The organism is Dichelobacter nodosus (assembly GCF_001263335.1).
Classification (GTDB): Bacteria; Pseudomonadota; Gammaproteobacteria; order Cardiobacteriales; family Cardiobacteriaceae; genus Dichelobacter; species Dichelobacter nodosus.
In genome coordinates this window covers 70,237-84,864 of the sequence record NZ_LGVW01000011.1, presented here as the reverse complement: position 1 = coordinate 84,864, position 14,628 = coordinate 70,237, and the positions used below count along the sequence as shown (strand labels likewise).

At 46.0% G+C, this 14,628-nt stretch carries 10 protein-coding genes; 2 read left to right on the top strand and 8 right to left on the bottom strand.

Annotation, left to right across the window (positions count from 1 at the left end):
• Window positions 1-687: a uracil-DNA glycosylase gene (gene ung, locus AKG33_RS01615; protein WP_041729866.1), complete on the top strand. Its 687-nt coding sequence runs from the start codon at window positions 1-3 to the stop codon at window positions 685-687.
• 56 nt (window positions 688-743) lie between these two features.
• Here the strand turns inward: ung and ppsA are convergent, their stop codons facing one another.
• The gene (gene ppsA, locus AKG33_RS01610; RefSeq protein WP_050707854.1) at window positions 744-3,128 is read right to left on the bottom strand and encodes a phosphoenolpyruvate synthase; all 2,385 of its coding nucleotides are present in this window, start codon (window positions 3,126-3,128) and stop codon (window positions 744-746) included.
• 253 nt (window positions 3,129-3,381) lie between these two features.
• Between ppsA and ppsR the strand changes: the two genes are divergently transcribed.
• Window positions 3,382-4,197, top strand: a complete 816-nt coding sequence (ppsR, locus tag AKG33_RS01605; protein ID WP_012030962.1) for a posphoenolpyruvate synthetase regulatory kinase/phosphorylase PpsR — start codon at window positions 3,382-3,384, stop codon at window positions 4,195-4,197.
• On the opposite strand, the gene hflD is transcribed toward ppsR, so the two are convergent.
• From hflD to hrpA, 7 genes are all read right to left on the bottom strand, one after another.
• Window positions 4,194-4,805: a high frequency lysogenization protein HflD gene (hflD, locus tag AKG33_RS01600; protein WP_050707853.1), complete on the bottom strand. Its 612-nt coding sequence runs from the start codon at window positions 4,803-4,805 to the stop codon at window positions 4,194-4,196. The genes ppsR and hflD overlap by 4 nt on opposite strands.
• Entirely contained in the window at window positions 4,792-5,922 is a 1,131-nt protein-coding gene (mnmA, locus tag AKG33_RS01595) for a tRNA 2-thiouridine(34) synthase MnmA (RefSeq protein ID WP_050707852.1), read from the bottom strand. Before mnmA ends, hflD begins: the two co-directional genes overlap by 14 nt.
• Window positions 5,923-5,947: 25 nt before the next feature.
• Complete coding sequence (gene mdoH / locus AKG33_RS01590) at window positions 5,948-8,053, bottom strand: glucans biosynthesis glucosyltransferase MdoH (protein ID WP_119185495.1); 2,106 nt, start codon at window positions 8,051-8,053, stop codon at window positions 5,948-5,950.
• Window positions 8,038-9,588, bottom strand: coding sequence for a glucan biosynthesis protein (locus AKG33_RS01585; RefSeq protein ID WP_012030958.1), 1,551 nt, complete (start codon window positions 9,586-9,588; stop codon window positions 8,038-8,040). The genes mdoH and AKG33_RS01585 overlap by 16 nt, the downstream gene beginning before the upstream one ends.
• A 125-nt stretch (window positions 9,589-9,713) precedes the next feature.
• Window positions 9,714-10,403 carry a 5'-methylthioadenosine/adenosylhomocysteine nucleosidase gene (locus AKG33_RS01580; RefSeq protein ID WP_050707851.1) on the bottom strand — a complete coding sequence of 230 codons (690 nt, stop codon included), beginning with the start codon at window positions 10,401-10,403 and terminating at the stop codon, window positions 9,714-9,716.
• A 9-nt stretch (window positions 10,404-10,412) separates the two neighbouring features.
• Window positions 10,413-10,598, bottom strand: a complete 186-nt coding sequence (locus AKG33_RS01575) for a hypothetical protein (protein WP_012030956.1) — start codon at window positions 10,596-10,598, stop codon at window positions 10,413-10,415.
• The gene (gene hrpA, locus AKG33_RS01570; protein WP_050707850.1) at window positions 10,595-14,503 is read right to left on the bottom strand and encodes an ATP-dependent RNA helicase HrpA; all 3,909 of its coding nucleotides are present in this window, start codon (window positions 14,501-14,503) and stop codon (window positions 10,595-10,597) included. The genes AKG33_RS01575 and hrpA overlap by 4 nt, the downstream gene beginning before the upstream one ends.
• Between the last annotated feature and the right edge of the window lie 125 nt (window positions 14,504-14,628).

The window sequence follows — 14,628 nt, the reverse complement described above, 5'->3', positions numbered from 1 at the left end:
ATCGAAGTTTGTCCGGAAAATGTGCGCATCGAGGAAAGTTGGAAGAAAGTGTTGTATGAACAATTTTCCCAAGATTATTTTGTGCGCATTAAAGAAACGTTACTCGCGGCAAAAGCGCAAGGAATCGTCACTTATCCGCCTAATAAATTGATTTTTAACGCTTTTGATCAAACGCCATTTGATGCGGTAAAAGCCGTTATTATTGGGCAAGATCCATATCACGGGCGCGGTCAGGCGATGGGATTATCGTTTTCGGTGCCTAAAGGCGTGCGCCCACCGCCCTCTTTGCTCAATATTTATAAAGAACTCAAACGCAGTTATCCGGATTTTCAGGTACCCGATCACGGCGATTTAAGCGCGTGGGCAAAACAAGGCGTTTTATTATTAAACGCATCGCTGACGGTAGAAGCCGGAAAAGCCGGCAGTCATCGCGCTATCGGTTGGCAGGAATTTACCCACGCGGCTATTGAAGCGTTATCAAATGAACGGGAACATATTGTTTTTATGTTATGGGGTAATTTTGCCAAAGCGAAAGCGCAATTTATTGATGCGGAAAAACATTGCATTTTAACGGCGGTGCACCCGTCGCCGCTCGCTGGCGGTGCATTTATCGGTTGCGATCATTTTCGGCGCGCCAATGATTATTTAATCGCGCACGGAAAGACGCCGATTAATTGGCAAGTGTAATATTTAAGAAAAATGATTACCGGCGCCAGTTTTAAAATCCGGCGCCGGTTTTATTTTTACTGTTTGGCGTTTGCCAAATACAACCAAGTTGAAATCACCGTATCAGGATTTAAAGAAATTGAAGAAACGCCTTCTTCAACTAACCACCGCGCAAAATCAGGGTGATCAGAAGGACCTTGTCCACAAATACCAATATATTTTCCTTGGTTACGACACGCCGTAATTGCCAAATGCAACATGGCTTTTACCGCAGGATCGCGTTCATCAAAAGTTGCTGCAATAACGCCGCCGCTATCTCTATCAACGCCTAAAGTTAATTGCGTCATATCGTTAGAGCCGATAGAAAAGCCATCAAAATATTCCAAAAATTGTTCTGCCAAAATCGCGTTACTCGGTACTTCGCACATCATAATCAAGCGCAAACCATTTTTACCGCGTTCCAATCCATTGTTTTTTAAGGTTTCTACAACGGCAGCCGCTTCTTTTAAAGTACGCACAAAAGGAATCATCAATTCCACATTAATGAGCCCCATTTCATCGCGTACGTATTTCAGCGCGCGGCATTCCAAAGCAAAGCAATCCGCAAAATCCGGCGCAATATAACGCGCTGCGCCGCGATAACCCAACATCGGATTATCTTCGTGCGGTTCGTATTGTTTACCACCGATCAAACCTGCGTATTCATTTGATTTAAAATCAGAAAGTCGCACGATGATTTTGCGCGGATAAACCGATGCCGCAATTGTTGCCACGCCTTCTGCAATCTTACGCACATAAAAATCCACCGGCGAATCGTATCCCGCAATGCGGTCTTCAATTTCTTCTTTGACTTCTTCATCTTGTTCATCAAAAGCCAATAATAATTTGGGGTGCATACCGATTTGACGGTTAATAATAAATTCCATACGCGCCAAACCAATGCCTTCATTTGGCAAATGAGCAAAAGAAAACGCCAATTCCGGATTGCCCACATTCATCATAATTTTAACGGGCGGTTCTGGCATATCGTTGAGCGCAAAATCATGAATATCAACGTTTAATTTGCCGCGGTATACAAAACCCGTATCGCCTTCCGCGCAAGAAACCGTTACTTCCTGCCCTTCTTGCAACACTTCAGAAGCATTATGACAACCCACCACTGCAGGAATGCCCAATTCACGAGCAATAATTGCCGCGTGGCACGTTCTGCCGCCGCGATTAGTAACGATGGCTGCCGCACGCTTCATAACGGGCTCCCAATCGGGATCGGTCATATCGGTAACCAAAATATCGCCGGCTTGCACTTTATCCATTTCAGAAGCATCGCTAACTTTGCGCACGCGCCCCTGACCGACTTTTTGCCCAATCGCACGTCCGCGGCATAACGCTTGTTTTTCGCCAGTAATTTGATAACGGCGCAGCGTATTTTGATGCTGTTCTTGCGATTTCACCGTTTCTGGGCGCGCTTGCAAAATATAAAGTTTGCCGTCAAAACCATCGCGTCCCCATTCAATATCCATCGGGCAACCATAATGTTGTTCAATTAACACGGCAAATTGCGCGAGTTCCGTAATTTCTTTATCAGAAATCGCGAAACGTTGCCGTTCTGCCAAAGAAACATCAATTGTTTGCACGGATTTTCCCGCTTGTGCGGTATCGCTAAAAATCATTTTGATGCGTTTAGAGCCCAAAGTTTTGCGCAAAATCGCGGGACGACCGGCGGCTAACGTGGGTTTGTGTACATAAAATTCATCGGGGTTAACGGCGCCCTGCACCACGGTTTCGCCTAAACCGTATGCCGCGGTGATGAAAACCACTTGATTAAATCCGCTTTCGGTATCGATGGAAAACATTACGCCAGAAGCGCCCGTATCAGAGCGCACCATACGTTGCACGCCGGCAGACAGCGCCACCATATCGTGGGCAAAACCTTTGTGAACGCGGTAAGAAATTGCGCGGTCGTTATATAAAGAAGCAAAAACGTGATGAATGGCTTCTTTAACGTTATCTAATCCTTTGATATTTAAATATGTTTCTTGTTGACCGGCAAATGATGCGTCCGGTAAATCTTCAGCGGTAGCAGAAGAACGCACGGCAACCGAAATCTCATCTGATCCGGCATCGGCAACCATTTTTTTCCACGCCTTTGCTAAAGCCTCATCAAACGCTTGCGGAAATGGCGTTTCCAAAATCCATTGACGAATTTTTTGCCCAACTTCTGCCAAAGCAACCACATCATCAACATTTAAATCTTTAAGCGCCGCGGCGATGCGATTATCCAAACCGTCATGCGCTAAAAAAGCGCGATAAGCGGCGGCAGTCGTGGCAAAGCCGCCGGGAACGCGCACGCCTCTTTCCGTTAACTGACTGATCATCTCTCCCAAAGATGCATTTTTGCCGCCGACCCGTTCCACATCGCTCATGCGCAAATTTTCAAACCAAATGACGTACTCATCAACCATGCCACAAACCCTCGTTAAGAAATAAAGCGCGTATTCTAATAGTTCGCTTAAATATAGTAAAACCTCAATCGCGATAAAATCACCGCACTAAAACGCGCCGGCGTACGGCAAAAGCTTGCCCGTTTTATTTTTAAATTATTTTTCGCCGTGAAAATCTTTTGCCCGCGCGGCATAATAACGCCCCATTTATTTCGTCAGCATTAAAAATGCGTGGCGTACAATAAATAACGAATTGATTCATCAAGGAAAAATAATGCCAAGAAGAACTGCTTTTTTCATTTCCGACCGCACCGGTATCACGGTAGAAAGTATGGGAGATGCTTTGCTCAACCAATTTGAAGTCAATTTAAAACGAGAAAATCACCCGTTTATCGATTCGCCGGAAAAAGCGCACCAATTAGTCAATATCATCAATGCGACCGCCGAAAAAAGCGCGCTGCGCCCGCTGGTTTTTTCCAGCATCGTAGATGAAGAAATTCGCAATATTGTTAAAAGCAGCGCTGGACTGCATTTGAGTTTTTTTGATGCTTTTTTGGGCACATTAGAAAAAGAATTGGGCGTCAGCGCCTTACAATTTTCGCCGCGCATTAATAGCATTATCAACACTGAACGTTACGATGCGCGCATGGAATCGTTGAATTTCACCTTAAATCATGATGACGGCTCCAGCGATAGAAATTTGCAACACGCGGAAGTCATTTTGATCGGCGTTTCTCGAAGCGGCAAAACGCCAACTTGTTTATATCTCGCATTGCAATACGGCATTCGCGCTGCCAATTATCCGCTCACGCCTGAAGACTTACAAAGTCCCAATTTGCCCAATATGGTCAAACCGTTTCGCAACAAATTATTTGGTTTAACGATTGATCCCGAACGATTATCAAAAATTCGACAGGAACGCCGTCCCAATTCGGAATACGCCGATATTTTGACCTGCAAACGCGAAGTTAGCGACGCCAAAGCAATGTTTTATCGTTTTAATTTGCCGTACGCCAACACCACGCATAAATCCGTTGAAGAGCTCGCGGTGCATATTATGCAAACCTGCCATTTAAAACGGCGTTATTAAAAACGTAACGCGCGCAACGCTTTTAAAAAACGTTTCCGAAAGAAAATCACTTGCCATTTACTGCCACCGTACGCGCGCCACAATCCCACCGCCCGCACCGCACACAATAAGCACACGCGCACACGCGCGGCAATTTGCGGTTGTTTGAGATAATCGGGATTGCCGTGAATTAAAATTTTGCGCATCGCCGGCGAAACGCTTGCTTGATAAATATCAGCAAAGCGCGCAATCATCGCGTCATGAAGCAACGGAAAATGTTCGGCGGCACTTTCGGCTTCATTTAAGCGCTGCAATAATTGCGCAAATAATGCACGATTTGCTGATAATTTTTCCTCCAAAACCGTCAATTGAATCAAATAACGCACATGTTCCGAAGACGCGCCATTAATTAAAAAATTAACCAATAACGCGCGCCCCTTTTCAAAAGGAGCAATCTCTAAAAAATAATCTTCAAGCCGCGCCTGATTTTGCCGCAATAAACTAGGCAACAGTGCCGATAAATCTCTTTCCGGACATTGCCCCGTGGTTGCTAATAAAATCACATCATCAATTGCCAACATCGCTGCCGATAATGCCAGCGCCTGCTCGTGCGCGTTAGCTTGAGACATCTTGTTTTCCCTGCATTCTTGCTTCAATTACGCCGCCGCCCAAACAGCGCTCGCCGTCATAAATCACAGCATATTGTCCTAAAGTGATAGCGCGCTGCAGTTGTTCAAACGTCAATTGCAAACGACCATCGGCGGCATAATCCACCCGACATTTTTGGTCACTTTGCCGGTAACGCGTTTTAGCGTGATAAAAACGACCCGCGATCGGCGCTTCATTAAGCCACGATAATTGTCCAGCGATTAAAACGCGGTGATATAACAACGGGTGATCGCCTTGTCCAACAATCAACACATTATTACTCAGATCTTTTTCCAAAACGTACCACGGCTCCTCCGATGCGCCTGCGATGCCGCCGATGCCCAAACCTTGCCGTTGCCCGATGGTGTAATACATCAAACCCATATGTTCACCGACGATTTCTCCATTCGGCGTTTTCATTAAACCTTTTTGCGCCGGCAAATATTGTTGTAAAAACGCGCGAAAAGGTCGTTCACCAATAAAACAAATGCCCGTGGAATCTTTTTTATCAAAAGTCGTTAAACCCTGCTCGCGGGCAATAGCGCGCACTTGTTTTTTTTGCAATCCGCCTAAAGGAAAAATCGCTTTATTTAACTGCGCCGGCGTGATTTGATGCAAAAAATAAGATTGATCTTTTTGCGCATCAACGCCTTTAAACAGCGCCGCTTCGTGATGTTCAGACTGCAAACGTTGCGCATAATGTCCGGTGGCGAGAAAATCGGCGCCCAATTGTTGGGCATAAAGCGCGAGTTCGGCAAATTTGATTTCGCGATTGCATAAAACGTCAGGATTAGGCGTGCGTCCGGCGCGGTATTCATCTAAAAATAATTGAAAAACCCGATCGTGATATTGCTGCACAAAATTGACCGTATGCAATGGAATATCAAGCGTTTGACAAACATCGCGCGCATCTTCCAAATCTTCTGCTGCGCTGCAATAACCGCTGGAAAACGTCTCTTCCCAGTTTTTCATGAAAATCCCAAAAACATCATAACCTTGTTTTTTGAGCAAATACGCCGTTACAGAAGAATCAACGCCGCCGGACATACCAACGGCAATCGTTGAACCTTGAGGCGCTTGAAAAGAAACAAAAGCCATCGTCACTCCAAAAATAATATTTTATTCAAACAGATAATGCTGAATCAGCGGACGCATTTTTATGATGCAATTGCCACAACAATGAAGCACTACTTGCCACAATTAACGCTTCTTGCGGCGTGAGAAACTGCAATGCTTGCGCGCTATCGCGCGCCGCATTTAATTTTGCCGAAGCCGTAATCCACAATAAATAACTTTCTTCATCGGATAACGGCGGTTCCTGCTGCTCCAATGAAGCCAAATGTTGCTCTAAATGCTGCCGCGATTGCGCAATAGTGGCTAACGTGATGCAAGATATTGATAAAAAATAATTTTTTTTCATCATCGCCTGCCATAAAATCCGCGGCGGATCAATTTCTTCCGGCGTTAATAACAATTTTCGCTGCGCCAAAATGCGTCCCCAACGTTTATTACCGCTATGACGCGCCAACCACGGCGACACCAGCAATCCCAACAAAATTGGCGATAACCAAAAAATTTGCTGCGGCGCGAGCCAAAGCAACATCGAAAGCGGCAATAAACCGCAAATCACATAAAAAAACGTATGCCGCAGCGCGGTTTTCCACGGCAATAAATCGCCGTCGCGGCTTTGCGTTGTCCAGCCGGAATCGCGTCCTAAAAAAATTTCCACAATATGATGCGTTTGCAACGCCATCATCATCGGCGCGTACAAAGTAGAAATCAGCAATTCCAAAAGAAATCCGCGACACACCGCCCGCGCGCCGCCAAACAATCGCCGGCGTCTTTTATGAATCAATACGCAAAATAACCCCATTATTTTGGGCAACAACAATAAAATCAGCGCGGCAAATAAAAGTTCAAACATGCGTTTAGCGTCAAACGTCGGCCAATTGGGAAATAATTGATATGCTAGCGGAAAATATTCCGGCTGCGTAAATAACGCTTGCGTCGTAATTAAAAGTCCCACCGTAATCATCAATAACCAAATAGGACTCATCAAATAACCGGCAATACCAATGACAAAATGCAAACGGCTACAACCGCGCAAACCGCGCGCGGTGATAATGCCTAAATGCTGCAAATTACCCTGCGCCCAACGGCGTTCGCGGCGAGAAAGTTCTTCCAAAGTCGGCGGCAAACCTTCATAACTGCCGTTTAAATCGCTATCCATACGCACTTGCCAACCGCGGCGACACAATAAAGCCGCTTCAACGAAATCATGGCTCATAATATGACCGCCAATTGGTCGGCGCCCTTTTAACACCGGCAGCCCGCAACTTTCGGCAAACGCTTGCGTTCGGATTAACGCATTGTGTCCCCAATAATTGCCTTCATAACCTTGCCACGCGCTGATGCCGCGTCCAACGATTTTGCCGTATAAACCGCCGGCAAATTGAATCGTGCGCGCTAAAAGCGATTCCGCACCTAATAACCGCGGCTGCGTTTGCAATAACGCTAAATTGGGATCGGCGTCCATGCGGGCAACCATTTTAACGATCGTTTCTGCGCTCATTAAACTGTCGGCATCGAGCAATAAAAAATAGGCGTAACGACCGCCCCACGTTTTAATAAATTGCTCGATATTTCCCGCTTTACGCCCGATATTTTTACTGCGGCGGCGATACCACAAAGGCAACGCACACCGCGCGCGCAATAATGAAAAAGCTGCCGTTTCTTTCAGCCACGCATCAACGTTTTGCGTATCAGAAAGAATGAATAATTCGCAGCGCGCGGCAATTGCAGAATTTTTCAAATCATCGGCGATGGCTAATAATGCGGCGCCCGTCATCGCGGGATCTTCGCCGTAAACCGGCATGACGATGGCGCATTTTCCGCCTTCTGGATTGAGTTTTTCTCGACGCGAAAGCGGCGGAATAATGCCGGCGAGCGCGGAAGCCGTTGAAAAAGAAACCCAATAAAACGTCAAAGAAAACAATCCCAACAATAACCATTGCAAAAAAGTGATGTGATTGCCGAGCGCGCGATACATTTCCAGCGTGCCCAAACTGCCGATTAATATCGTGCCGCCGAAAGCGATGAACCGCGCGCCGTACGTACGCCAAGCGCTTTGAAAGCGCCGGCGCCGCGGTTTGAGTTTTAAATTTTGCACCGGCATTGCCAAAGGCGCTGGCGGCGGAACGCTGGGCAAAAAATTTAATTGGCTTGCCATCGATATAACCATGTTTCTGCAACTGATTTTCCATTTTGCGCGATGCCAGCTTGCAATTCTGCTGCCGCGCCTTTTTCTGGATAATATTCAAAACTCGCGCGCACGGTTTGCTCATCAGGTAATAGTAAAACGTGCCCATTAATCGCGCGCCCTTTATTGGCGGTTACCGAAAATTGCAGCGTTTCCAAAGCCGGTTTTTGCGTAAATTGATAATCAATGATTACGGTATACGCGGCTGGATTATTAACGGCTTTTCCAATGCGGCTGGCAATAACTTTTGCGCGTTGAGAAAATTGCGGCCCTGATTTTGACCATAACAATTGATAATCAAACGCATAACGTTTGCCGGCTTCCAACGTTTGGGCGCCGTTCCAAAACGCGATCATATTGTCGTTAAATTCACTATCTGCCGGAATTTCAATCAACGATACGTTGCCGCGTCCCCAATCGCCGAGCGGTTCAATCCACGCTGATGGTCGTTTTTCATAACGCGCTTCGGCATCTTGATAATCGGCAAATGCGCGTGCGCGTTGCAAAAAGCCAAATCCCTGCGGATTTTGATCCACAAAAGCAGAAAATTGTAAACTCGCGGGATTGGTTAATGGACGCCACAAACGCGCGCCGCTGCCGGTGTACATCGCTAAACCGTCGCTGTCGTGAACGGCATGACGATAGTCGTCAATGCGTTGCCGGCGGCACGGGCTGAAGTAATACATCGACGTTAAAGGCGCGATGCCATATTTCGATAGATTGACTCTCGGAAATAAGTGACTTTTTATTGAAAATACGGTTTCCAAACCGGGAAAAATTTCAAAACGATAAGCGCCGGTAACGGAAGCGCTTTCTAGTAATGCGTCAATATGAATGGAACGCGCGCCCGCTTGTGGACGATAAATCCAAAATTGCGAAAAGCGCGGAAATTCTTCACCTTCGGGATCGCCGGTTTTGAGCGCTAAACCGCGCGCCGATAAGCCGTAAAACGTATCACTTGCCACCGCGCGAAAATAACTGGCGCCTTGAAAAACCACGAATTCATCGGCAACTTCGGCAAAATTAATTGGAAAACGCAAACGAAATCCCGACCAACTTAAACCAGCTTTATCGTCATCTGAAAAAACGAGGTTATCGGTGACAAATAAATTGGGATCAAATTCTAAAAAATCGGGATTAAAAGCGATTTCTGCGCTTTCGCCCGTTTTTTCCACGATGGAAATCCGTACTCTGTCTTGATAATAACGTCCGGGCGGTAATAAATCTAAGCCAAACTCCGTTAATTTTTGGGACGCGAACGGATCAGCGCTGCGACGAAAACGAATGCCGCGATATTGGTCGTAACTCAAATCTTTAAATGCGCTGTTTAAGGTTAATTTATCCTCTTGATAAGCGCTTTTTGATAAGTGTTCGGCAAGCAAAATAACGCGCTCAAAAGAATGTTTGCGATCTTCGGGCGCGGAAACGGGTGGCGTTTGTGCGCCGGCTGTACCAACGACTGCAGCGCCAACCACGCTGCTTGCAACGAATTTGCGTCTGTTCATGAAAAAATTCCTTGTCATCTCAAACGAGCCGCTGTTGATATGCGGTAAAGGTGAAAATTATACTCAAAGCGCGAGAAATCGAATATGGTTAAAAGCATCATTTAAGCGTTAAAAACGTAATAAATTCATAATAATGCCAATAAACGCGCAACCATTTCTGCTGATTGTTTGCTCGCTTGCTCGATAAAAGCATCAAACTGACTTTCTGCCATCACATCGGCGTGATCGGAAAGCGCGCGAATCACAACAAACGGTAACGCCGCCTGATAACAAATTTGCCCAATCGCTGCTGCTTCCATTTCGCAGGCTAAAACGCCTTCAAAATGCCGCCGAATTTGCGTTAATTTATCGCCGCCGTCAACAAATTGGTCGCCGGAGACGATGAGTCCTTGGTGCACGGTTGCGCTGTCAAATGCCGCGGCTGCTTTTTCCGCGAGTGCGCATAAATTTTTATCGCACGGAAAAAATAACGGTAAATCAGGCAATTGCCCTTTTTTGTAACCAAATGCCCGCAAATCAACGTCATGATGAGCCACTTGATTTGCCACCACTACATCACCAATTTTAACGCGTGCATCAATGCCGCCCGCGCTGCCGATATTGATCACGGCGGTGAGCTGATATTGCGTTAATAATAAAGTAGAAAGCGCTGCCGCATTGACTTTGCCGATTCCTGATAATGCCAAAATAATTGGTTTTCCAGAAAGAGTGCCGCGGTAAGCCGTTTTCCCTGCCAATGTCAGCGGTTCACATTCCTGCATAAGAGCGCGTAATGCCGCTAATTCTTCCGGCATCGCTGCGATTACACCGATCATAATTAATTCCTATTGAGTAAATGATATTGACGAGCCCACGGTGCCATAAACATTCGTGCCGCCGTCATCGTGATAAATGCCTATTTTATGGTTGCCGGTACTGCCGCTATCGATTCGATAAACCATCGAGCTGCCGCCCAAACAACCGCCTAATAATAAACATACTCCCATCATGCAAATTTTTAAAAGCTTCATGATTGCTCTCCTTCATCGCATAAGATTTGTAATTGTTTTTCTGAAACTTTTTCCTTTGTTCCCAATTCTTGCGCAAAAACTTGAATGCGAAATTCTTCCAATAAATAAAAAAAGCGCTGCAACGTTTTTGGCGTATTTGCGGTTAATGGATACGTAACCGCACATTGCTGCATTTTGGCGCTTAATTTTTCTTCCCACGGCGCGATGATTTTTTGTCGCTGCGCATCTTTTTGCGGATCGCGCGCCAATTTTTGTAAACGCAATTCAACGGCGTGCAAATAACGCGCAATATCGTTTAAATACGCGCGTTCGGTTAAACGAATAAAACTGGGAAAAACCAAACGCGCTAATTGTCGTTCGATATCATTTTTAGCGTCAACGGGTTTCGTCGATCGCAGCGCTTCATTAATGCGACTGTACTGCGCAAGTAAATCCACCAAAACCGCGGCTAATTGCTGTCCGCCGGCAACCAATTTTTTTTCACCCTGCAAAAGCGCCGCCGAAAAATCTTTTTGCGTGCGCGGCACCGCTGCCGTTAAACACACCTGATCCACCAAAGCCGAAATAATATCATCAAGCAAATAAATATCGCTGCTTATTTTGCGATAGTGCAAACTCATCTGCGTTTTGTAAGGAAGATTTTTATGTAAATATTTAATTTGGCTGGATAATTTTTGCATTAATAAAAATCGTACACCCACGCGGTGCGCACGTTCGGCGCGTTCGGGATCATCATGAAGCCGCAAATATAATTGCCCGTCTTCCAACGTTAACGCTGGATAACCAATAATGCCGCCGCGCATTTTTTCTTGTGACGGTAAATTTTCCCACAACCAATCCGTAACGATTTCATCGCTGGCAAGTTGACTGTGGCTGCGTTTTTGAAACTGCAAACTGGCTTCTGCCGCATATTGTTTTTGTAACGCTTCCAAATCGCGCCCTTCTGCAATTACTTGTTTTTTCGCGTCTAATAAACGGAAATTCATTCGATAATGATCATCGATTTTTTCCTGATCGAAAGCATCTTCAGGAATTTTGAGCCCTTTCATCGCGTCAATTCCCGAAATTAATGCCGGAATTAACGGCGTTTCCGTCTCCACAATGCGTTCATAAAGTGCTTGCGCAAAATCCGGAATCGGCACCATTTGCCGACGCCACATTTTGGGCAAACGCCGCAAAATCATTTCAATTTTTTCTTGCAACATCGCCGGCACTAATCGTTCAAAATCCGCGGCGCAAACGGCATTTAAAGCGGTCAGCGGCAATAAAACCGTAATACCATCATCGCTTTGCGTAGGATCAAAAACGTATTTCAAAGGAAACTGATAACCGCGAATGGCTAAATTTTCGGGATAATCGCGTTTGGAAACCGCAACTTCTTGCATCAATAAATCAGCTTCCGTCATCAATAAATCATGTTCATGATATTTTTTTGCCCACTGCTCCAAAGTGACGGTGGAATAAACCGTTACCGGTAAACGCTGCAAATAAAAATCTGCTACTTGTTCTTCATCAACCACAATGCCGCGGCTGCGCGTTTTATCTTCCAGCGTTTCAAGCTGCGCGCGTAACGCTTGATTGCGCGCGATAACGGTTAAACGTGTATTAATTTCACCGCTGACCAAAGCTTCGCGGATAAAAATTTCGTGTGCGCTGTCTCTATCTTGCGTTGCCAACGGTTTTTTTCTGCCTGCCACAATCGGCAAACCATAAAGTAATACCGTTTCTTCTGCTAAAACGTTGCCGGCGCGTTTTGACCAATGCGGTGCACTTAATTGAGTTTTCGTCAAATGCGCGGTGAGTTGCTCGAGTTCGTGCAATTCAATCGGCGCACACATGCGCGCATAAACGCGATTTAATTCCATAATATGAGCCGCCATCACCGCCTGCGGACGCGCTTTTGCCAAAACGCTCGCCGGAAAAAGCGAAAATTTGCGTTGCCGCGGCCCCGCGTATTCTTTATTTTGCTCGTCCCACAAACCCACTTGATCCAAAAATCCCGCCAATAAACTGCGGTGCAATCCCATTAAATTGGGATTTTCTAAAGCCAAACCGCCTTTTTCTCCCGTTTCGTTGCTGATGACGGGACGCGGACGATAATCGTTAATCGTTAACTTTTGCTGATGCACATCGCGCAACAATTGATTCACCAGCGCCCGCCATTCCTGCATGCGCGCGGCGTTTAAAAAATAACTTTTACACCACGCCCGCAATTTATTATTTGACAATTGCCGGCGTTGTTTTTGATAAACGGCAAACAGATTGAGCAAAGTTTGAAAATCGCTGGTTTTGTCAGCAAATTCACGATGCCGCATATCGGCGTGTTGTTCCTTATCAAACGGACGCTCGCGCGGATCTTGAATGGAAAGCGCGGCAAGCACGATCAGCGTTTCATGCAAACAAGCGTGCTCTTCAGCGGCAAAAACAATGCGCGCAAACCGCGGATCAATCGGCAAACGTGCTATTTTTCGTCCCAAATCGGTGAGGCGATTATGGTTATCAACCGCTTTTAGCTCGAATAACAAACGATAACCGTCATTAATTTGCCGCATTTCCGGCGGATCAACAAAGGGAAAACGCGCAATATCATCGCCATTTTGCGCAAGATTTAAGAGCAACATTTGCAAAATAACCGCCGCCAGATTGGTGCGCAAAATTTCCGGTTCCGTAAATTCGGGGCGATTTTGAAAATCTTCTTCGCTATAAAGACGAATACAAACACCGGCGCTCAATCGTCCGCAACGTCCGGCGCGTTGATTAGCGCTTGCTTGTGAAATCGCTTCAATCGGCAGGCGCTGCGTTTTGGTGCGCAATGAATAACGACTCATGCGCGCGGTGCCCGTATCGATAACGTATTTAATCCGCGGCACAGTTAACGAGGTTTCAGCAACGTTGGTTGCCAGCACGATGCGGCGCTGATTTTTAGGACGAAAAACGGCTTGTTGATCGGCTAAAGAAAGGCGCCCAAAAAGCGGCAAAATATCGGTTGCCGGCAATTGCGCGCGAGAAAGAAACGTAGCCGTTTCGCGAATATCGCGTTCAGTGGGCAAAAAAACCAAAATATCGCCGCGTTGTTCGCAATCTAATTCATCAATTGCTGCCAAAATTTCTTCCGATAAATCGCTGTCGGCGGGCGGTTCGCGGTAACGAATTTCAACGGGATAAGTGCGTCCGGAAACGTTAATTTGCGGCGCTTGATGGAAATGACGGGCAAACTTTTCGGCGTCGATTGTGGCAGAAGTGATGATGAGCTTTAAATCGCGGCGTTTTTCAAGCAAACGGTGCAAATATCCGAGTAAAAAATCGATGTTTAAACTGCGTTCGTGGGCTTCGTCGATGATGATGACTTCGTATTGATATAAATAAGGATCGGTGAGCGTTTCCGCGAGTAATAATCCATCGGTCATTAATTTGATGACGGTATCCGGTGAACATTGTTCATCAAAACGCACTTGATAACCTACCGCCGCCCCCAACGGTACGGATAATTCTTCCGCGATTCTTGCAGCAACGCTGCGTGCGGCAATGCGGCGCGGTTGCGTATGCGCGATTTGTCCGCCGGCGCCCAAACCCAGCTCCAAACATATTTGCGGTAATTGCGTGGTTTTTCCGGAACCGGTTTCACCGCTGATAATAACGACTTGATGCTGCGCAATCAGTTCTTTAATGCGTTCTTTTTGCGCTAAAACGGGCAAATCGTTTTGAAAATGAGGGCGCGGCAGATTTTCTTGCCGGTGGCGGTAACGTTCCTGCGATTTTTGATAACGTTCATTGAGTTGCGCTTGCAATGCTTCCGTATTAAAACCTTGCCGCGTTTGCCTTTTGAGACGATAAAACAGCGTTTTTAAAGCGTGACGGTCTTGGCATAAAACCGTATTAAAATCATAACGAATGGCATTATTCATAATCTTTTCCTTTAATAACACGCTGTTTTAATAGAAAAATAATAATATTTTGACCGCATTTTAGCGGTCGAAAAAAATCTGTTTTAAACGCCGCGCTGATTTTAATTTTGACCGGACGGCACCAT